At 63.9% G+C, this 19,666-nt stretch carries 14 protein-coding genes and 1 other RNA gene; 6 read left to right on the top strand and 9 right to left on the bottom strand.

The genetic code is table 11. The features are described 5' to 3' along the window. Nucleotides 1-196: 196 nt before the first annotated feature. Nucleotides 197-1,492 carry an MFS transporter gene (locus FQ755_RS22130; RefSeq protein ID WP_144156969.1) on the top strand — a complete coding sequence of 432 codons (1,296 nt, stop codon included), beginning with the start codon at nucleotides 197-199 and terminating at the stop codon, nucleotides 1,490-1,492. A 225-nt stretch (nucleotides 1,493-1,717) separates the two neighbouring features. Here FQ755_RS22130 and FQ755_RS22125 read toward each other — a convergent pair whose 3' ends face one another. Next, nucleotides 1,718-3,565 (bottom strand): tetratricopeptide repeat protein, encoded by a 1,848-nt coding sequence (locus FQ755_RS22125; protein WP_144156967.1) that lies wholly within the window; start codon nucleotides 3,563-3,565, stop codon nucleotides 1,718-1,720. 176 nt (nucleotides 3,566-3,741) lie between these two features. On the opposite strand from FQ755_RS22125, the gene FQ755_RS22120 reads away from it, so the two are divergent. Continuing rightward, nucleotides 3,742-4,743, top strand: a complete 1,002-nt coding sequence (locus FQ755_RS22120; RefSeq protein WP_144156965.1) for a cation diffusion facilitator family transporter — start codon at nucleotides 3,742-3,744, stop codon at nucleotides 4,741-4,743. 116 nt (nucleotides 4,744-4,859) lie between these two features. Further along, nucleotides 4,860-6,671, top strand: coding sequence for an FAD-dependent monooxygenase (locus FQ755_RS22115; protein ID WP_144156963.1), 1,812 nt, complete (start codon nucleotides 4,860-4,862; stop codon nucleotides 6,669-6,671). Between the two features lie 42 nt (nucleotides 6,672-6,713). Here the strand turns inward: FQ755_RS22115 and FQ755_RS22110 are convergent, their stop codons facing one another. From FQ755_RS22110 to FQ755_RS22095, 4 genes are read right to left on the bottom strand one after another with little or no spacing between them, the layout of a single operon-like run. Further along, nucleotides 6,714-6,968, bottom strand: coding sequence for a formate dehydrogenase subunit delta (locus tag FQ755_RS22110; protein WP_144156961.1), 255 nt, complete (start codon nucleotides 6,966-6,968; stop codon nucleotides 6,714-6,716). A 9-nt stretch (nucleotides 6,969-6,977) separates the two neighbouring features. Beyond that, the gene (gene fdhF, locus FQ755_RS22105; RefSeq protein WP_144156959.1) at nucleotides 6,978-9,932 is read right to left on the bottom strand and encodes a formate dehydrogenase subunit alpha; all 2,955 of its coding nucleotides are present in this window, start codon (nucleotides 9,930-9,932) and stop codon (nucleotides 6,978-6,980) included. 14 nt (nucleotides 9,933-9,946) lie between these two features. After that, entirely contained in the window at nucleotides 9,947-11,506 is a 1,560-nt protein-coding gene (locus tag FQ755_RS22100) for a formate dehydrogenase beta subunit (protein WP_144156958.1), read from the bottom strand. Continuing rightward, complete coding sequence (locus FQ755_RS22095) at nucleotides 11,503-12,003, bottom strand: NAD(P)H-dependent oxidoreductase subunit E (protein WP_144156956.1); 501 nt, start codon at nucleotides 12,001-12,003, stop codon at nucleotides 11,503-11,505. The genes FQ755_RS22100 and FQ755_RS22095 overlap by 4 nt, the downstream gene beginning before the upstream one ends. Nucleotides 12,004-12,138: 135 nt before the next feature. On the opposite strand from FQ755_RS22095, the gene FQ755_RS22090 reads away from it, so the two are divergent. Both FQ755_RS22090 and FQ755_RS22085 read left to right on the top strand, forming a co-directional pair. Then, nucleotides 12,139-13,218 (top strand): substrate-binding domain-containing protein, encoded by a 1,080-nt coding sequence (locus FQ755_RS22090; protein WP_144156954.1) that lies wholly within the window; start codon nucleotides 12,139-12,141, stop codon nucleotides 13,216-13,218. Between the two features lie 110 nt (nucleotides 13,219-13,328). Then, complete coding sequence (locus FQ755_RS22085) at nucleotides 13,329-13,595, top strand: hypothetical protein (RefSeq protein ID WP_144156952.1); 267 nt, start codon at nucleotides 13,329-13,331, stop codon at nucleotides 13,593-13,595. A 150-nt stretch (nucleotides 13,596-13,745) separates the two neighbouring features. Here the strand turns inward: FQ755_RS22085 and ssrA are convergent. The 4 genes from ssrA to ompA all read right to left on the bottom strand — a co-directional run bounded on the left by ssrA (nucleotide 13,746) and on the right by ompA (nucleotide 16,546). Continuing rightward, nucleotides 13,746-14,115, bottom strand: a transfer-messenger RNA (tmRNA) gene (gene ssrA, locus FQ755_RS22080). Between the two features lie 110 nt (nucleotides 14,116-14,225). Further along, the gene (locus FQ755_RS22075; RefSeq protein WP_144156950.1) at nucleotides 14,226-14,939 is read right to left on the bottom strand and encodes an HAD-IA family hydrolase; all 714 of its coding nucleotides are present in this window, start codon (nucleotides 14,937-14,939) and stop codon (nucleotides 14,226-14,228) included. A 25-nt stretch (nucleotides 14,940-14,964) separates the two neighbouring features. Continuing rightward, the gene (gene ubiG / locus FQ755_RS22070; RefSeq protein WP_144156948.1) at nucleotides 14,965-15,663 is read right to left on the bottom strand and encodes a bifunctional 2-polyprenyl-6-hydroxyphenol methylase/3-demethylubiquinol 3-O-methyltransferase UbiG; all 699 of its coding nucleotides are present in this window, start codon (nucleotides 15,661-15,663) and stop codon (nucleotides 14,965-14,967) included. 232 nt (nucleotides 15,664-15,895) lie between these two features. Further along, nucleotides 15,896-16,546 carry an outer membrane protein OmpA gene (gene ompA / locus FQ755_RS22065; RefSeq protein ID WP_144156945.1) on the bottom strand — a complete coding sequence of 217 codons (651 nt, stop codon included), beginning with the start codon at nucleotides 16,544-16,546 and terminating at the stop codon, nucleotides 15,896-15,898. Between the two features lie 485 nt (nucleotides 16,547-17,031). Between ompA and gyrA the strand changes: the two genes are divergently transcribed. Continuing rightward, nucleotides 17,032-19,662, top strand: a complete 2,631-nt coding sequence (gene gyrA, locus FQ755_RS22060) for a DNA gyrase subunit A (protein ID WP_144156943.1) — start codon at nucleotides 17,032-17,034, stop codon at nucleotides 19,660-19,662. Nucleotides 19,663-19,666 lie beyond the last annotated feature (4 nt).

Here is a 19,666-nt window from a genome sequence, read left to right as displayed (position 1 = left end):
TTGTAAGGGCGGATTCGGTTGGTGCGCGGGTTTACCCTTATACCGTCGTGTTGCGTGGCGCATCAGAATGCAGCGCCCTGCGGCGCATTCGCGCAGGTTTCCTCGCCACTGGCATTTGCTCGCCGACGCGGTGAAATGTTGTCAACCGCCCAATCATGCCGGGCTCGATCCGGCGGTGGGCCATTTCGAGAATGTCATGTCTACTGCGTCTCACGCATCGTCCAACGAATCGAAAGTCCGGACCGTTTTCCGCGTCGTCAGCGGCAACTTCCTGGAGATGTACGATTTCATGGTCTATGGCTACTACGCCTCGGCGATCGCCAAGACCTACTTTCCGAGCGGGAGCGATTTCGCCTCGCTGATGCTGTCGTTGTCGGTATTCGGCGCGGGTTTCCTGATGCGGCCGCTCGGCGCCATCGTCCTCGGCGCTTACATCGACCATCACGGCCGCCGCAAAGGCCTGATGCTGACACTCGGCCTGATGGCGCTCGGCACGCTCACGGTCGCCGCGATTCCGGGCTACTCCACCATCGGCATGCTCGCGCCAGCCCTCGTGCTGCTGGGGCGTCTGCTGCAAGGCTTCTCGGCGGGGGTGGAGCTGGGCGGCGTCTCGGTCTATCTGTCGGAAATCGCCACCAAGGGCAACAAGGGCTTCTATTGCTCGTGGCAGTCGGGCAGCCAGCAGGTCGCTGTGGTGTTCGCGGCGCTGATCGGCGTGGTCCTGAATCAGATTCTTCCCGCGGCACAAATGGGAGCATGGGGCTGGCGCGTGCCGTTCCTGATCGGCTGCCTGATCGTGCCGTTCCTGTTCATCATCCGTAGCTCGCTGCAGGAGACCGCGGAATTCGCGGCGCGCAAGCATCGTCCGAGCATGGGCGAGATCATGAAGTCGATGCTCGATAACTGGGGCATCGTGCTCGGCGGCATGGGCATGGTGATCATGACCACGGTGTCGTTCTACATGATCACGGCCTATACGCCGACCTTCGGCAAGGAAGTGCTGAAGCTGTCGTCGCTGGATGCGCTGGTCGTCACCGTCTGTATCGGGCTGTCGAATCTGGTCTGGTTGCCGCTTGCCGGTGCCGTGTCGGACCGCATCGGGCGCCGTCCGGTGCTGCTGGTATTCACGATCCTGACCATTCTCACGGCGTACCCGGCGGTGCAATGGCTCGTGAGCGAGCCGTCGTTCGCACGCCTGCTGGTGGTCGAGTTGTGGCTGTCGTTCCTGTACGGCAGCTACAACGGCGCGATGGTGGTGGCCTTGACCGAGGTGATGCCGGTCGAAGTGCGTACCGCGGGTTTCTCGCTCGCCTACAGCCTCGCGACGACGATCGGCGGCTTCACGCCGGCTATCTCGACGCTGCTGATCCATAACACCGGCAACAAGGCGGCGCCTGGCTTGTGGCTCGGTCTCGCGGCGATCTGCGGGTTGATCGCCACGCTGGTGCTGTATCGCACGCCGGAATCGCGCAAGCAGTATCGCGCGGCGTAACGAGATAAGTGACGGACTAAGCGGCGGGCCAAGTGGCCGCAGGCAGCCGCGATGGAAGTAGCGCCAGGCTGACACGCAAAAACCCCACGGTCGCAAGACTGTGGGGTTTTTGCTTTTGGGTTCTCCAGCCTCGGAGCCTTTAAGCCTCGGAGTCCTTGAGCCTCGGTGTCCTTAAGCCTGGACCCGGCCTTGGACCTGGCCTTGGACCTGGCCGGGAAGACGCGCCTACGCCTCGCGCAACTCGTCCGCGACCCTCGCCACGACGGCATCCCATGCGCCCGGTTGCGGCTGACGCACGAGACGCGCGCCGGGATACCACGGGCTGCGCGGTTCGTCGACGAACCAGCGCCAGTCGGCGGCAAACGGCAGCATCAGCCAGAGCGGCTTGCGCAGCGCGCCGCTCAGATGGGCAATCGAGGTGTCGATCGAGACGACGGCGTCGAGCCGTTCGATGATCGCCGCGGTATCCGCGAAATCGCCGATGCGGTTGTCGAAGCGATGAATGGAGCCGGCGCGCGGATGGGCGTCGAGCGTGGCGCGCTCCTGCTCGCTGAGATCCGGCTGCAGGATGATCCAGTCGATACCGTCGAGCGCGAAGAGCGGTTCGAGCGCGGCGAGCGGCATCGTGCGGTTTTCCTGCTGCTGGACACGGCCGGACCAGGCGAGGCCGATCTTGCGCCTGGCGTGGCCGCCCAGCGAGCCGCGCCATTTGCGCCGGTAAGTCGGCGGCACGCTGAGATACGGCGTGCGCGCCGGGATGGTATCGCGATCGATGCCGAGCGCCAACGGCAGGCTCAGCAGCGGGCATTGCAGATCCGCCGCCGGACGCGGCGTGCCCCGAGCAATCAGCGTGACGCGCCATTGAGCCGCGGCCGGCGCCAGAATCGGCATGAGTTGCGGCTGCACTTCGAGTACGACGCGCGCGGCGCGCTGCGCCACGCTCGGCATGAAACGCACGAATTGCAGTGTGTCGCCGAAGCCCTGTTCGGCATGCACGAGGAGCGTGCGCTTCTCGATCGGCTCGCCTTGCCAGCGCGGCAGCGTCTGCGGGTCAGCTTGAGCCGTGGTCTGCAGACGCCACTCGTATTCGGGAAGGCCGCGCGCGAAGTCGCCGAGCGTGAGCCACGCAACGGCCCGGTTCAGATGCGCCGACGCCAGATCGGGCCGCAGCCGCAAGGTCTGATCGAACGCGCGTACTGCCGCCGTGTGCGCGCCAAGCGCGTGATGCGTGGTGCCGAGGCTTAGCCACGCGAGCGCGAATTTCGGATCGAGGCCCACCACGCGCTCGAAACGCTGCAGCGCCTCCTTATGACGTCCCAAGGCGGCGAGCGAATTGCCCAGGCCGTACAGCGCAGGCGGAAATTTCGGCTGTAATGCCAGCACGGCTTCGAAGGCGTCGAGCGCCTCTTCATGCTGACCGCTTGCAGCCAGCGTGTTGGCGAGGTTGAAATGCGCGGCGACAAAACGCGGCTGCGCGGCAATCGCGGCACGGAATTGCGTGATCGCTTCGGCGGGCTGGTTGAGCGCGTTGAGCGCCATGCCGAGATTGTTGTGGGCGCCTGCGTGGCCCGGCTTGAGTTCGAGCGCGCGCCGGAACGCGGCGACTGCTTCGTCGTGGCGCCCCAACGAGTGCAGCGCGTTGCCCAGGTTGTTGTGGGTCGACGCGTCATTCGGTTGCAGACGCAACGATTTGCTGAAGGCGTCCGCCGCGTCTTCATGACGACCCGCCTGCGCGTAAGCATTGCCGAGGTTGTAATGCGCGAGCGGAAAGCCCGGCGCGAGCGTCAGGGCATTGCGAAAGCGCTCGATGGCACCGTCGAGTTGGCCGAGAGCTTTGAGCGCATTGCCGAGATTCAACTGCAGCGCGGCATCCTGCGGACGCAGATTAGCCGCGCGGCCGACGAGGTCGGCAGCTTCGGCATGCTGACCCTGCTGGTGGCGGATGACGCCCAGCAGGTGCAGCGCATCGACATGCTTGGGATCGATATCGAGCGCGGCGCGATAGCCGCGCTCGGCATCGTCGAGGCGGCCGTCACGATGCGCCGCGTAGGCGCGTTCAAACAGGGGTTCCATGACGGGAGGGGCGCTTCTTGTAAGGCAAATGTCGCATTTTCCCACACTCGCCGCCCTCTACCCATTGATTGACGCTCAGCAGCTTGATCTATAACTTACGGACAACGGTTCACGCGTTAAACGACGATGCGGCCGCTATCCCTCAACGACCGTGTCGCGCCGCTCGCCGACCTGCCATGAACACACCGCACGCCGAAGGCCACCATCACGATCACGACCAGCATGGCCACGATCACAGCCAGAGTCGGAGTCATGACCACGGCCACGGCCACGGCGGCCATCATCACCACCACGCGCCGGCGGCAGGTCAGGGCCGCGCCTTCGCGATCGCGGTCGCCCTGAATGTGGCCATTGTGGTGATTCAGGGCGTCTACGGCGTGATCGCCCATTCCACCGCGCTACTCGCCGACGCCGGCCACAATCTCTCCGACGTGCTGGGCCTGCTGCTCGCCTGGGGCGCCAGCTGGCTCACCTCGCGCCGCCCCTCGGCGCGCTACACCTTCGGTTACGGCAGCACCTCGATCCTCGCTTCACTGGCGAACGCCGGGTTGTTGCTGTTCGCGAGCGGCGTGATCGTCGCCGAGGCGATTGGGCGCCTGTTCAACCCGGCGCCCGTTGCCGGGATGACGGTGTTCGCGGTCGCCCTCATCGGCATGCTGGTGAACGGTTTTTCCGCGTGGCTTTTCATGCGCGGCCAGAAGGAAGACCTCAATATTCGCGGCGCGTTTCTGCATATGGCGGGCGACGCGCTGATCTCCGCAGCCGTCGCGGTGAGTGGACTGGTGATTCTGTTCACGAACTGGAGCTGGCTCGACCCGCTTATGAGCCTGGTCGTCGTGGGCGTGATCGTCTACGGCACATGGGGGCTGCTGCGCCATTCGGTGCGGCTCGCGCTGGACGCGGTGCCGCCGGGCGTCGATCTGCAACGCATTCGCGAGTTTCTCGCCGGCCAACCCGGCGTCACCGATGTACACGACCTGCACATCTGGGCGCTCTCCACCACCGGCAATGCGCTGAGCGCGCATCTGGTGATTCCCGCCGGACATCCTGGCGACGCGGCCGTCGACGCCATCGTGCTCAGGTTACGCGAAGAATTTTCGATGCAGCACGCCACGCTGCAGGTCGATCTCGGCACCACGCACCATCACTGCTCCCTGCAGCATCCGCACGCCCACTGACGCCTGTTGAGGGGCGGCCGGCACGCATTCGACGCGATCGGGTTGACGCACTGCAACCCGCAGCCGGCGGGGCGGCGGCGTACACTAGGCAGCATCGTTGGTCTCCGGAGTTCTGCATGGCCGCCGCTTCCTACGACGCGTCGCCGGTGCTGATCGTCGGGGCGGGCCCGACCGGTCTCGCTGCGGCAATGAGCCTTGCGCGCGCGCATCTTCCCGTGCGTCTGATCGACAAGGCGCTGCAGCCGGACCCGCATTCGCGGGCCATCGGCATCCAGGCGCGCACGCTCGAACTGCTCGAGCAGCATCGTCTGATCGAGCCGTTTCTCGAGCTGGGTCATCGCGCCCGGGTGGCGAATCTTTTTTCCAATGGACAACGTCTCGCGCGCCTCGACTTCGATCCGCTGCAAACGCGCTACCCATACGTGCTGTTTCTCGATCAGGCCGTCACCGAACGGCTGCTGACCGAGCATCTGGCGACGCTCGGCGTGCGCATCGAGCGCGGTGTCGAATTGACGAGCTTCGAGCAGGACGCGGCCGGCCTCAGCGCGACCTTGCGAGACGCCCAGGGACGCAGCGAGACCGTGCATCCTGCCTACCTGATCGCGGCGGATGGGGCGCACAGCACGGTGCGCCACGGACTCGGCATGAGCTTCGCCGGCAAGACCTTCGAGCAGACTTTCTTGCTGGCCGATCTGCACGCCGAAACGCAGTGGCCCGACGACGAGTTCCATATTTTCGCGTCGGGCGAAGGGCTCGCGGTGCTGTTTCCGATGGGCGAGGGGCGTTATCGGTTGATTGCGGATCGTCCGGCGGCTGAGGAAGCCGGGACGCCTCGATCTGACGCGAGGGGCTCGTTGAAGGGAGCGGGGTCGTCGAGCGCGGCCAGCGGCGCGTCTCCCGAGTCTTCCACGCCTTCAGATGCTAGCGCCACGCCACCCGCCTCCAGCGATGCGCCGCAAGCGCCGCAGGCACCCGCGCCCTCGTTCGAAGAATGCCGCGCGCTCGCCGCACGGCGTATCCATCATCCGGTGAAGTTCGCGGACCTCACGTGGTCGGCGAATTTTCATCTGAACAGCCGCATGGTCGAGCAATTGAGGGTCGGGCGCGTGTTTCTGGCGGGCGACGCCGCGCACGTGCACAGTCCGGCGGGCGCGCAGGGCATGAACACGGGCATCCAGGAAGCCTTCAACCTGGGCTGGAAGCTGGCGCGGGTGATGCGAGGCCGCGCGCCGGATCGCCTGCTCGACTCCTATCATCTGGAGCGGCATCCGATCGAGCGCGACGTGTTGCGGCAAACCAGCTTCATCACGCATCTGGCCGAAGCGGATCATGGGCCGCTCAAGCTCCTGCGCGAGCACGTCATGCCGGCGCTGGCCGCGCTCGGCCCGCTACGCGACGCCGCGCGTCTCACGCTTAGCGAACTGGCGATCCAGTACCGCCGCAGTCCGCTGACGCTGGAGCGCGTGCTGGATGGCGGCCCGCGCGCTGGCGAGCGGGCGCCCGACGCGCTCGTGCATGTGGTGGATGGTCCGCTCGGATGCGCGCCGGGGATCGGCTGTATCTTCGATTTGCACGATCCGGCGCTGTTCTCGTTGTTCCTGCTGGTGGAACCGGACGATACGCAAGAACTGCCGCTCGACCCGGCCGCCAGCCACAAGGTGATGCGCGACGCCGACCTCGACCGTTTGAGCGACGCCATCGAGCGGCTCTTGCCGGGCGCGGTGCGAATCTGGCGTGTCAGCGACACGACGGGCGAGAGCGCGCAATCGCTGTCCGAATCGTATGGGCGCACGCGCCCGGCGTTTTATCTGGTGCGCCCGGATGGGTACATCTGCGCGCGTGGACGTCCGGCGTCGGATCTGAACGCATTGCTGCGTCACTGCGAGGCGTGGTTCGCACGGAGCGTCACGCCGCAGCCCGCCGGTTGAGCGGGCGTGGCGCCGCAGGACACCACGCGGCGCCGAGGCACTTCAACTCACCGAAGCCGCCGCCGGCGTCAACGTATCCCGATGCGCCAGCAACGCCTCTTTGACGATCGGCGAAATCGACTGACTGCCGCCCGCGTCCGGCCGATCGAGCGCGGCCAATAACGCGCGCCGCATCCGCGGCTCCCAGAAGCGGCGAATGTGATCGGCGACGCCAGCGAGTGCTTCTTCACGATCCGGCATCGAATCGAAAAACTCGCCGATCCGGTTCGCCATTTCGATCAGGTTCTGTTCATCCATGGCGTGTCCCTATTTGCCTGACGTTACATTGGCCAGTTCGCGCTGGCGCAGCAAATCGAGCTGTTCCGTATTGAAGCGCGAATAGTCCTTCTGCCATTGCGACGGCTGTTCGACCGGCATGACCTGCACGGCCGTCACCTTGTATTCGGGGCAGTTGGTGGCCCAGTCGGAACTCTCCGTCGTGATCACGTTCGCGCCGGATTCGGGGAAGTGGAATGTCGTATAGACGACGCCCGGCTGCATCCGTTCGGTCACCTTGGCGCGCAGTACGGTTTGTCCCGCGCGCGATTCGATGCCCACCCAGTCATCCATCCTGATGCCGCGTTCTTCCGCGTCGTGTGGGTGAATCTCGAGGCGGTCCTCGTCGTGCCAGCGCGAATTCTCCGTGCGGCGGGTTTGCGCGCCCACGTTGTATTGCGACAGGATGCGTCCGGTGGTGAGAATCAGCGGGAATTTGCGCGTGACCTTTTCGGGTGAGGCGATAAACCTGGTGATCACGAACTTGCCCTTGCCGCGCACGAAGGTGTCGATATGCATGGTCGGCGTGCCGTCCGGCGCGTTGTCATTGCAGGGCCACTGGATGCTGCCGAGCTGTTCGAGCTTCGCGTAGGAAACGCCGTGGAAGGTCGGCGTGAGGCGGGCGATTTCGTCCATGATCTCGGACGGATGCGCGTAGTCCATTTCGTAGCCGAGCGCGCGGGCGAGCAACACGGTGACTTCCCAGTCGGCGTAACCGGCGATCGGCGGCATCACCTTGCGCACGCGCGAGATGCGGCGCTCGGCGTTGGTGAAGGTGCCGTCCTTTTCGAGGAACGACGAACCCGGCAGCAGCACGTGCGCATACTTCGCGGTCTCGTTGAGAAAAATGTCCTGAACCACGATGCATTCCATCGACGACAGCGCAGCCGACACGTGATGCGTGTTCGGATCGGACTGCACGATGTCCTCGCCCTGGCAGTAGAGGCCCATGAAGCTGCCGTCGAGCGCGGCTTCGAACATGTTGGGAATGCGCAGACCCGGCTCGGGTTGCAGCGTGACGTGCCAGGCGTCTTCGAACAGGGTACGCGTGGTCGTATCGCTGATATGGCGATAGCCCGGCAGCTCGTGCGGGAACGAGCCCATGTCGCACGAACCCTGCACGTTGTTCTGGCCGCGCAGCGGATTCACGCCCACGCCTTCGCGGCCAATGTTGCCGGTGGCCATCGCGAGGTTCGCAATCCCCATCACCATGGTCGAGCCTTGCGCGTGTTCGGTGACCCCGAGACCGTAGTAGATCGCGGAGTTGCCGGGCGTCGCGTAGATGCGGGCCGCGGCACGCACGTGTTCGGCCGGCACGCCGGTGATCTCCGCGGTGGCTTCCGGCGCGTTTTCCGGCAGCGCGACAAACGCGCGCCATTGCTCGAACGCGCGCGTGTCGCAACGTTGCGCAATGAAGGCTTCGTTGAGCAGCCCCTCGGTGACGATCACATGGGCCAGCGCATTGATGACCGCGACGTTGGTGCCCGGACGCAATTGCAGATGATGCATGGCCTTGACGTGCGGCGTATCGACCAGGTCGATGCGGCGCGGATCCACGACGATCAGCTTCGCGCCTTGCCGCACGCGGCGCTTCAGACGCGAGCCGAACACCGGATGGCCGTCGGTGGGATTCGCGCCGATCACCATGATGACGTCGGCCTTGTCGACGGACGCGAAGGTCTGCGTGCCGGCCGATTCGCCCAGCGTGGTCTTCAGGCCGTAGCCGGTCGGCGAGTGGCACACGCGCGCGCAGGTGTCGACATTGTTGTTGCCGAACGCGGCGCGCACGAGCTTTTGCACCAGGTACGTTTCTTCGTTGGTGCAGCGCGACGACGTGATGCCGCCGATCGAGTCGCGGCCATGCTTGGCCTGGATGCGGCGAAACTCCGAGGCCGCGTAGCTGAGCGCCTCGTCCCAACTGACTTCGCGCCACGGATCGGTGATCTTCGCGCGGATCATCGGCTTGGTGATGCGGTCTTTATGCGTGGCATAACCCCACGCGAAGCGGCCCTTCACGCAGGCGTGTCCTTCGTTGGCCTGGCCGTTCTTGTGCGGCACCATCCGCACGACCTGGTTGCCCTTCATCTCGGCCTTGAACGAGCAGCCGACGCCGCAATACGCGCACGTCGTCACCACCGAGTGCTCGGCCTGACCGAGCATGACGACGGTCTTTTCCTGCAGCGTCGCGGTGGGGCATGCGGCGACGCAGGCCCCGCACGAGACGCATTCCGATTCCATGAACGGTTGACTGGCGCTCGCGGCGACGCGCGATTCGAAACCGCGTCCGGCGATGGTCAGCGCGAACGTGCCTTGCGTCTCTTCGCAGGCGCGCACGCAGCGGTTGCATACGATGCACTTGGACGGGTCGTAGGTGAAGTACGGATTCGACTCGTCCTTCTTGTCCTTCAGATGATTGGCGCCGTCGAAGCCGTAGCGCACTTCACGCAGCCCCGTCACGCCGGCCATATCCTGCAGTTCGCAGTCGCCGTTGGCGGGACAGGTCAGGCAGTCGAGCGGGTGATCGGAGATGTAGAGCTCCATCACGTTGCGGCGCAGCGACTGCAGGCGGTCGGTTTGCGTGCGTACTTTCATGCCCGCTTCGACGGGCGTCGTGCACGACGCCGGATAACCGCGCTTGCCTTCGATTTCGACGAGACACAGGCGGCATGAGCCGAATGGTTCGAGGGAATCGGTGGCGCATAGTTTCGGTACGTGCACGCCGGCTTCGATAGCCGCGCGCATCACGGATGTGCCAGCCGGAACGGTGATCGCCTGGCCATCGATTTCGAGCGTCACGTCGACGTCGGCATGACGCAAGGGCGTGCCGTAGTCGGTGTCGTCGAAGGGCGCGCGGGCCTGCTTGCTGGTCTGCGCCAGCGCTTGCGATTTGCAGGCGCAATTGCCGGAGCCGCAACCGCCTGCGGAGGAATTAAGCACGTCGGACATGGTGGGCTCCATCGTCAGGCCGCCGCCGCTTTGGGCAGGACGGTGTCGAGACCGAAGTCTTCGGGGAAATGGTCGAGTGCGGACAGCACCGGGAAAGGTGTCATGCCGCCCATGGCGCAGAGCGAGCCGGACACCATCGTGTCGCACAGGTCGCGCAGCAACTGGACTTGCCTCGTCGAGGTGTCGCCGTTACGGATCCGCGCAATCACTTCGACGCCGCGCGTCGAGCCGATCCGGCAGGGCGTGCATTTGCCGCAGGATTCGAGCGCGCAGAAATGCATGGCGTATTGCGCAAGCTCGGCCAGGTTCGAGGTGTCGTCATGCACGACGATGCCGCCGTGTCCCACCACCGCGCCGACCGCCGCGTAGGCTTCGTAGTCGAGCGGAATGTCCCACTGGCTTTCCGGCAGATAGGTGCCGAGCGGGCCGCCCACCTGCACCGCGCGCGCCGGCCGGCCACTGGCCGTGCCGCCGCCATAGTCGTGCAGCAGCTCGCGCAGCGTCACGCCGAACGCGAGTTCGACGAGACCGCCTTGCCTGACATTGCCGGCGAGCTGAAACGGCAGCGTGCCGCGCGAGCGGCCCATGCCGAAGTTTTTGTAGAACGCCGCCCCGCGCGCGAAGATGATCGGCACCGTGGCGAGCGTGATGACGTTGTTGATGACGGTTGGTTGTCCGAACAAACCCACCAGCGCCGGCACCGGCGGCTTGGCGCGCACGATGCCGCGTTTGCCTTCGAGCGATTCGAGCAGCGCGGTTTCTTCGCCGCACACATAGGCGCCCGCGCCTTTCGCAACCTGCAGTTCAAACCGGTGGGCCGAACCGAGCACGCTGTCGCCCAGCCAGCCGGCATCGCGGGCGCGCTGGATGGCTGCTTCGAGCGTCGCAATCGCGTGCGGATACTCGCTGCGCACGTAGATGTAGCCGAGCGTCGCGCCGGTCACGATGCCCGCGATGATCATGCCTTCGATCAGCACGTAGGGATCGCTCTCCATGATCAGGCGGTCGGAGAAGGTGCCGGAGTCGCCTTCATCCGCATTGCAGACGACATACTTCTGGGCTGCCTGCGCGCCCCGCACCGTGCGCCATTTGATGCCGGCGGGGAAGGCCGCGCCGCCCCGGCCGCGCAGACCCGATTCGATCAGGGCTTCGCAGGCGGCGTCGCCATCGGCGGCGAGCGCGCGCCGCAGGCCTTCGAGGCCGCCGTGCTGCACGTAGTCGTCGATGGATAAAGGATCGGTGATGCCGATGCGCGCGAACGTCAGACGCTGCTGTCTTTGCAGATACGGAATCTCATCGACAACACCCACCAGGCTCGGATGCGCACCGCCTTCGAGAAAACCGGCGTCGAACAGCGAAGCGACATCGGCGGCGTCGAGATTCGCGTAACCGATTCGTCCGCGCGGCGTCGCGACTTCGACGAGCGGCTCGAGCCACAGCAAGCCGCGTGAACCGTTGCGGATCAGTTCGACGGCCATGCCGCGTCGTGCCGCTTCATGCGCGATGGCGTCGGCGAGCGCGTCGGCGCCTAGTGCGAGTGCCGCGGAGTCGCGAGGGACATAAACGCGTGTCATGCGGTTTCCTCCACGCGTTTGGTCGCCGCCGCGAACAGCGCGTCGAACTTCTGTGGCGTCACCCGGGCGTGCAGCGTGCCGTTGATCGTCAACGCCGGCGACAGCGCGCACTGTCCGAGGCAATACACCGATTCGAGCCCGACGGCGGCGTGCCGCGCGTTCTGGGCGGCTTGATGCGCGCTGTCGAAGCGGCAACCGGTGCGCGCTTCGATATGCTGCGCCAGCGCCTCCGTCCCCATGCTGCGGCACGCTTCGGCACGGCACAGTTGCACGGTGACCGGTGCAGCGGGATGCGTGCGGAAGTGGTGATAGTAGGTGAGCACGCCGTGGACTTCCGCGCGCGAGAGATTCATCACCCGGGCAAGCGGCGCTACGGTATCCGGCGGAACGAACCCGAGTTCGTCCTGAATGGCGTGCAGGATGGCGAGCAAAGAGCGGCCTGGCTGCGTGTGACGCTGCACCAGTTGCTCCGGCTCGAACGCGTCGAAATCGTCCAAAGTGGGGGGCTCCTCCGAAGTCTTATATGCACTTGTATTTCATAAAGTGTGCACATATGCTTCACCTGATTGGTATGTGTAGAGCAAAGATAGGCGGGTACTGGCCCTGACGCAATAGGAGGCGAGTCAGCATATATGATCAGGATCGAATGCCATGCGCAGCTGGTTATCCGTGACGCGGACGGCCGCGAAGCCAGCCTGACGGACGTCGTGCAGCTTTTGGCGCTCGTCGACGAAGCGGGCAGCATCGCTCAGGCGGCGACGCTTAAGGGTTTGTCCTACCGTCATGCGTGGGGTTTGCTGCGCAGCATCGAGGAACGGCTGGGCGGTCCGTTGATCGCGAAGGAGCGCGGGCGCGGCTCGGTACTCTCGGAACTCGGTCAGGCGGTGCTGCGCGCGCAGCGGCTGTGTGGCGAGCGGCTCGACGGCAACATGCGGGCGCTGGCGAGCGAGGTGGCGAGCGATCTGAACCGTTGGCTCGCGCCGCCCGCCGACGACGTCCGCATTCACGCGTCGCACGGTTACGCGGTGGCCGCGCTGGTGACGGCGCTGGTGGCCGATGACGTGCCCGTCGATATCAAGTATCGCGACAGCGCGGACGCGGTGACCGCGCTCGCGCGAGGCGAGTGCGACCTGGCCGGTTTTCATTTGCCGCGCGGCGAATTTCGCGCTGCGTGCGCCAGCAACTACCGGCGCTGGCTCGACCCCGAGCGCCACGTGCTGCTCCATCTCACGCAGCGCAAGCAGGGGCTGTTTCTCTCGAAGGGCAATCCGAAGCAGATCGGCGGACTGCGTGATCTGGCGCGCGACGACATCCGTTTCGTCAACCGCCAGCCGGGCTCCGGTACGCGGATGCTGCTCGATCTGGCGCTGCGCCGCGTGGGTGTCGATCCCGATCGGGTCAACGGCTACGCATCGACGGAACTGACGCATTCGGCGATCGCGGCGTTTGTCGCCAGCGGCATGGCTGACGTGGGATTCGGCGTCGAGCCGGCCGCGCATCATTTCGGTCTCGATTTCGTGCCGGTCGTCGACGAGGACTATTACTTTGCCTGCGACCGGGCGGCGCTGGAGCGGGCGCCGCTCGTCACCGTCATCGAGATGCTGCGTAGCGAGGCGTTCAGAAGCGGGGTGGCGCGGCTGGAAGGCTACAATCCCGCGGAATGCGGCACGCTGCTGGAACTCGAAGACGGGCTCGGCCCGCCGCTCGCGTAAGCCGCGGTAACAGGAGCGGAGCAGGCGGTGGCTGCGACGCGGGGCGGTATGCGATACTCTTTGATCTTCTGATTTAGCCTCAACTGCGCGGGCCGCCGCGCCGGATCGACATGAACGTTCTTCTTAAAGCCTGTGCTGTTGCCGTCACGGCAGGCACGCTGTGCGCCACCGTTTCGATTGCTTTCGCTCAGAATTCGCCGGGCGTGCCGGGCGGTATTCTGGACGACGGATTCCATTTGCAGGAACATCCGCAACTGCCGTTCGGGGCTTCGGCGCCGGATACCAAGTACCAATCCGACAAGAAGTCCGCAATGCGCCGCAAGGGCGATAACGGCGATCCGAATGGCTGCAATCTGCAGTGTCCGCAGGATCAGTGAGGGCGGCTCGCGAAAACCCCGTAAGCGTGGTCGTAGTCGGGGTTTTGTGGGGAGGCACTTGCATCGGGAAAATCACGATGTCGGCCGGTGAGCCAGAAAAACAAAAACCCCGCAAGCCTTCGCTCTTACGGGGTTTCATGTTCGATTTTTTGGTGGAGGCGGCGGGAATCGAACCCGCGTCCAGAAGCACTCTACGACCAGTTCTACATACTTAGTTCTGTCATTTGATTTAACCGGAGCGACGCGGACGAACACGCTGCACTACGGCGATTCACTAGATTTTCGACCCGGACGTCGTGACACCGCCAAGGCTTAACTGACGTATATGACCTCTGTCGGTATTGCTACCGGTCTTGCGACTCTAGCCCGTCAGTAAACTAGGCAGAGGACGGCGGCCCTTAGGCTGCCAGTGCGAACGTATCGTCGTTTGCAGTTACGTTTTTCCCATTGATTAACGAGGTGACGGGTCCTCGGTATGCCCTAGCCGCTTCGCAACCCCTGTCGAAACCAGGTCGCCCCCACGGTTTGTTGCCTAAAATTTCTAGGCCAAAGTATATTTTACAATAAATTGACAGCCCTGTCTTGCCTGTCTTTGGAACGGACGCCGCTTCCCGCGTAACGGCAAGCCGCTCAACTGATCTCGCGCAGCAGCTCCTGCAGTTCCGCCGTTGACCCGACCACGTATTGCGCATGCCAGCGGCTCGGCGGGATGTCGTTGCCGCAGTAGCCGTAGGCGGCCGCGACGGTCACCATGCCGGCCGCGAACCCCGCCTGCACGTCGCGCAAGTCGTCGCCCACATAGACGACGCGCTCCGGCGGGAGATCCAGCATGCGCGCCGCGTGCAGCAGCGGCGCCGGATGCGGCTTGGAGTGCGGCGTCGTGTCGCCGCTGACCACGCAGCCGGCTCGCGTATCCAGGCCCAGCAGCGCCACTAGCGGATCGGTGAGGCGTGCCACCTTATTGGTGACCACGCCCCAGCGCACGCCGCGTGCATCGAGTTCGTCGAGCAGCGCATCGATGCCGGGGAAGAGCGTGGTCTCGATGCACAGGTCTGCTTCGTAATTGGCGAGAAACTCCTCGCGCATCGCCGCAAATTCGGGGTGCTCAGGCCCAATGCCGAAGGCGCCGCCAATCAGCCCGCGCGCGCCGGCCGAAGCCAGCGGCCGCAGCTCTTCGAGCGGCACCATCTCGAGGCCGCGCTCGTGGCGCATCTTGTTGACGGCCGCGGCCAGATCGGGCGCCGTGTCGGCGAGGGTGCCGTCGAGGTCGAACAGGACCGCCTGGCACAGGCCGATCGAGGCATCTTCGTCTTCGCGTTGGGGCAGGGGGGTAGGGTCGCTCATGGATGCGTAGGGTGGTCGGTGCGCGTCAGGCGTCGCGGCGGCAGGCGAGCATGTAGTTGATGCTCGTGTCGTCCGACAGAGCGAAGTGCTTGCTGAGCGGGTTGTACACGATGCCCTTGATGTCCGCCGTGCGCAAATCGGCGGCGCGCACGAAACCGGCCAGTTCTGACGGGCGGATAAAGCGCGCGTAGTCGTGCGTGCCCTTGGGCAGCATCCGCGCAATGTACTCCGCGCCGATTACCGCGAACAGATAGGATTTGACGTTGCGGTTGAGCGTCGAGAAAAACACCCAGCCGCCGGGCTTCACCAATGCCTTGCAGGCGGCGACGATGGCCGCCGGTTCGGGCACGTGCTCAAGCATTTCCATGCAGGTCACCACGTCGTAGGTGCCGGGTTCGCGGGCGGCGAGCGCTTCCGCGGCGATTTCTTCGTAATCGACGGTTACACCGCTTTCAAGGCTGTGAAGATCTGCCACGCCGAGCGCCTGGTGCGAGAGGTCGATTCCCTTCGCGTGCGCACCTAATCCGGCCATCGATTCCGTCAGAATGCCACCGCCGCAACCAATATCGAGCACCCGCTTGCCGGCGAGATGCGCGTGAGCGTCGATCCAGCCGAGCCGCACCGGATTCAGTTCGTGTAGCGGTTTGAATTCGGCGTTCGGGTCCCACCAGCGATGAGCGAGATCGCTGAATTTTTGTAGTTCGTGGGGATCGGCGTTGGTCATGGCGAATGCGGCCTTGATGAGAGCGGGTGAGCGGGTATCGCGGATAAGCCCCGAGTATATAGTCCGACGGCTAGGGCGGCAAAATGCAGTGGACGCTCGATTTGACGAAATCGGTCCTTCGGCCGGCATGCGATCGGCTGCCGCAAGCATGCCCCAATCTGGCGCATGCAGACATCTGGACATAAAAAAAGCCCCGCCGAAGCGGGGCTTTGATACTGCGGTAATTTGGAGCTTACTGCTTCGAAGTACCGACAACTTCGACTTCCACGCGACGATCCGGTGCGAGGCAGGCGATAAGTTGCTTACGGTTCTTCTGGTTGCAACCGGTCGTGACCGGGTTGCGCTTGCCCTTGCCTTCCGTGTAGATGCGGTTGGCTTCGATGCCCTTGCTGACCAGGTATGCCTTGACAGCTTGTGCACGACGCAGCGACAGGCGGTCGTTGTACTTATCCGAACCGATACGGTCCGTGTAGCCCGTTGCAACCACAACTTCCAGATTCAGCGCGCCGATCTTCGATGCCAGATCGTCCAGCTTTTCCTTGCCAGCCGGCTTCAGGATAGCCTTGTCGAAGTCGAACAGAGCGTCAGCTTGATACGTGATCTTCTGGCTTTGGATAACCGGTGCCGGTGCCGGAGCCGGTGCCGGCGGAGTCGGCGCCTGAGCAACCAGGGCGCCATCGCACTTTGCGTTGGCGGTTGCCGGCGTCCAGAATGCATCGCGCCAGCAGAGTTCGTTCGTGCCGTTCATCCACACGTACTCGCCCGTGCCGTTCACCCAGTTGTCGTTCACAGCTTGTCGCGACGCCGGCACCGACTGTGCCATTGCGGATGCAGCCATAACTGCGGTAGCTGCAATGAACGCGAGCTTTGAAAGTTTATTCATATTTCTCCTCTCGAAATTGAGATTACCGCAGGTTTACTGCGAGCTTGTTGACGATGACAAGTCATACATTGCTCGAAGTATAACATTGGTGCGGAACAAAAAACGCGCTGTGTAGACTTCGAGCAGTGTCTAACTTCTTTGTGCGTTGGCATTTTGCCATATCGTTCCCTTCCCACGTAAAAAAATCTGCCCACCTTCCATAGCCCTGTCCGATTGTGGTGCATCCGCAACAGAGGCCTGACAACAACGGTGCATGCCCCGCCAGTCATGGCTGTGAGCCGAAAAGGGGCCAGCATAAATCGGGCCTGCCCCGACTTCCCGCTGGAACCTCTTTGCAGCCGCTCGCGCACCTTCCACTAATAGGTATACGTACCCCCGCCGGGCGTGGATGCGCCGCGTGTTAGAATCGCGTGATGCGTTGCGCCTGCAGCGCCTACGCGAAGGCGTGGTTTCGTCATCGTCTTCGCACGTAAAAGATACGGATAATGGATCAATTCGCCAAAGAGACTCTGCCAATCTCCCTAGAGGAGGAAATGCGCCGTTCGTATCTCGATTACGCGATGAGCGTGATCGTGGGGCGTGCGCTTCCCGACGTTCGCGATGGCCTGAAGCCGGTGCACCGGCGCGTGCTGTACGCGATGCACGAACTGAACAACGACTGGAACCGAGCTTACAAGAAGTCGGCGCGTATTGTCGGCGACGTGATCGGTAAATATCACCCGCACGGCGACACGGCTGTCTACGACACGATTGTCCGGATGGCGCAGGACTTTTCCCTGCGTTACATGCTGGTGGATGGCCAGGGCAATTTCGGTTCGGTCGACGGCGACAACGCCGCGGCAATGCGGTACACCGAAATCCGCATGTCGAAGATCGGCCATGAGCTGCTCGCCGACATCGACAAGGAAACGGTCGATTTCACGCCGAACTACGACGGCAGCGAAAACGAACCGGCCATTCTCCCGGCGCGTATCCCCAATCTGCTGATCAATGGCTCGTCCGGCATCGCGGTGGGAATGGCAACCAACATTCCGCCGCACAATCTGAACGAGATTGTCGACGCCTGTCAGCATCTGCTGAAGAATCCGGAAGCCACGATCGACGAACTGATCGAAATTGTTCCGGCGCCCGACTTCCCGACCGCCGGCATCATCTACGGCGTGGCCGGTGTGCGCGACGGCTATCACACCGGCCGTGGCCGCGTGGTGATGCGCGCCCTCACGCACTTCGAGGAAATCGACCGCGGTCAGCGCATGGCGATCATCGTCGACGAGTTGCCGTACCAGGTGAACAAGCGCTCGCTGCTCGAGCGCATCGCCGAACTCGTCAACGAGAAGAAGCTGGAAGGCATTTCCGACATCCGCGACGAGTCTGACAAGAGCGGCATGCGGGTGGTAATCGAGCTGAAGCGCGGCGAAGTGCCCGAGGTCATTCTCAACAATCTGTATAAGGCAACCCAGCTGCAGGATACCTTCGGCATGAACATGGTCGCGCTGGTCGACGGCCAGCCGAAGCTGCTGAACCTGAAGGAAATGCTCAGCTGCTTCCTGTCGCACCGGCGGGAAGTGCTGACGCGGCGCACTGTTTACGAACTGCGCAAGGCGCGCGAACGTGGTCACGTGCTGGAAGGCCTGGCCGTGGCGCTCGCCAACATCGACGAGTTCATCGCCATCATCAAGGCTGCGCCGACGCCGCCTATCGCGAAGCAGGAATTGATGAACCGGCCGTGGGATTCGTCGCTGGTGCGTGAGATGTTGTCGCGTGCCGAGACGGAAAATGCCTCGGCCGGCGGTCGCGAAGCATATCGTCCGGAAGGGTTGAACCCTGCGTTCGGCATGCAGTCCGACGGGCTCTATCGTCTGTCCGACACCCAGGCTCAGGAAATCTTGCAGATGCGTCTGCAACGCCTGACCGGTCTGGAGCAGGACAAGATCATCGGCGAGTACCGCGAAGTCATGGCCCAGATCGCCGACCTGCTGGACATCCTGGCGCGCCCGGAGCGCATTACGGCGATCATCGTCGACGAACTCACCTCGATCAAGGCCGAATTCGGCGACGCCCGCCGCTCGAAGATCGAGCTGAACGCCACCGAACTGAACACCGAAGACCTGATCACGCCGCAGGACATGGTGGTGACCATGTCGCACGCCGGTTATGTGAAATCGCAGCCGTTGTCCGAATATCGCGCCCAGAAGCGCGGAGGTCGCGGCAAACAGGCGACTTCCATGAAGGAAGACGACTGGATCGACACGCTCTTCATCGCCAACACGCACGACCACATTCTGTGCTTCTCGAACCGCGGCCGCGTCTACTGGGTCAAGGTCTATGAAGTGCCGCAGGGCTCGCGGAACTCGCGCGGCCGTCCGATTGTCAACATGTTCCCGCTACAGGACGGCGAGAAGATCACGGTAGTGCTGCCGGTCAAGGAATTCTCGGCGGACAAGTTCGTGTTCATGGCCACCGCGTTAGGAACGGTAAAAAAGACGCCGCTAGAAGCCTTTAGTCGGCCGCTGCGCAAGGGTATTATTGCGGTCGGTCTGGATGACGGTGATTACCTGATCGGCGCGGCCATCACCGACGGCCAGCACGACGTAATGCTGTTCTCGGATTCGGGCAAGGCGGTTCGCTTCGACGAGAACGACGTTCGTCCGATGGGCCGCGAGGCTCGCGGCGTGCGCGGCATGCAGCTGGACGACGGGCAGCAGGTCATTGCGCTGCTGGTTGCCGGCGACGAGCAGCAGTCAGTGCTCACTGCCACGGAGAACGGCTTCGGCAAACGCACGCCCATCACCGAGTACACGCGTCATGGGCGCGGTACGAAGGGAATGATCGCGATCCAGACGTCGGAGCGCAACGGCCGGGTCGTTGCCGCGACGCTGGTGGATCCGGAGGCTCAGATCATGCTGATTACCAATACGGGCGTGCTGATTCGCACGCGCGTGTCGGAAATCCGTGAAATGGGCCGCGCAACCCAAGGTGTTACACTCATCAGCCTTGATGACGGGACGAAGCTTTCCGGTTTGCAGCAGGTTGCTGAAGCCGAAGCTGATGTGGAAAGCGACGCCGAAGGTTCCGCTGACGGTGACGAAAGCGGTGAAGAGGGCGGAGCAGCCTGATTCG

The sequence above is a fragment of the Paraburkholderia sp. BCC1885 genome (assembly GCF_900996235.1).
Lineage (GTDB): Bacteria > Pseudomonadota > Gammaproteobacteria > Burkholderiales > Burkholderiaceae > Paraburkholderia.
Note: the sequence above shows the minus strand (reverse complement) of the source record. Positions and strands in the feature narration are given on the sequence as shown.

Bases quoted from the DNA above. Each gene is read 5' to 3' on its own strand.
- FQ755_RS22130 (WP_144156969.1), top strand. From the start codon at position 197: ATGTCTACTGCGTCTCACGCATCGTCCAACGAATCGAAAGTCCGGACC.
- FQ755_RS22125 (WP_144156967.1), bottom strand. From the start codon at position 3,565: ATGGAACCCCTGTTTGAACGCGCCTACGCGGCGCATCGTGACGGCCGC.
- FQ755_RS22120 (WP_144156965.1), top strand. From the start codon at position 3,742: ATGAACACACCGCACGCCGAAGGCCACCATCACGATCACGACCAGCAT.
- FQ755_RS22115 (WP_144156963.1), top strand. From the start codon at position 4,860: ATGGCCGCCGCTTCCTACGACGCGTCGCCGGTGCTGATCGTCGGGGCG.
- FQ755_RS22110 (WP_144156961.1), bottom strand. From the start codon at position 6,968: ATGGATGAACAGAACCTGATCGAAATGGCGAACCGGATCGGCGAGTTT.
- fdhF (WP_144156959.1), bottom strand. From the start codon at position 9,932: ATGTCCGACGTGCTTAATTCCTCCGCAGGCGGTTGCGGCTCCGGCAAT.
- FQ755_RS22100 (WP_144156958.1), bottom strand. From the start codon at position 11,506: ATGACACGCGTTTATGTCCCTCGCGACTCCGCGGCACTCGCACTAGGC.
- FQ755_RS22090 (WP_144156954.1), top strand. From the start codon at position 12,139: ATGATCAGGATCGAATGCCATGCGCAGCTGGTTATCCGTGACGCGGAC.
- FQ755_RS22085 (WP_144156952.1), top strand. From the start codon at position 13,329: ATGAACGTTCTTCTTAAAGCCTGTGCTGTTGCCGTCACGGCAGGCACG.
- FQ755_RS22075 (WP_144156950.1), bottom strand. From the start codon at position 14,939: ATGAGCGACCCTACCCCCCTGCCCCAACGCGAAGACGAAGATGCCTCG.
- ubiG (WP_144156948.1), bottom strand. From the start codon at position 15,663: ATGACCAACGCCGATCCCCACGAACTACAAAAATTCAGCGATCTCGCT.
- ompA (WP_144156945.1), bottom strand. From the start codon at position 16,546: ATGAATAAACTTTCAAAGCTCGCGTTCATTGCAGCTACCGCAGTTATG.
- gyrA (WP_144156943.1), top strand. From the start codon at position 17,032: ATGGATCAATTCGCCAAAGAGACTCTGCCAATCTCCCTAGAGGAGGAA.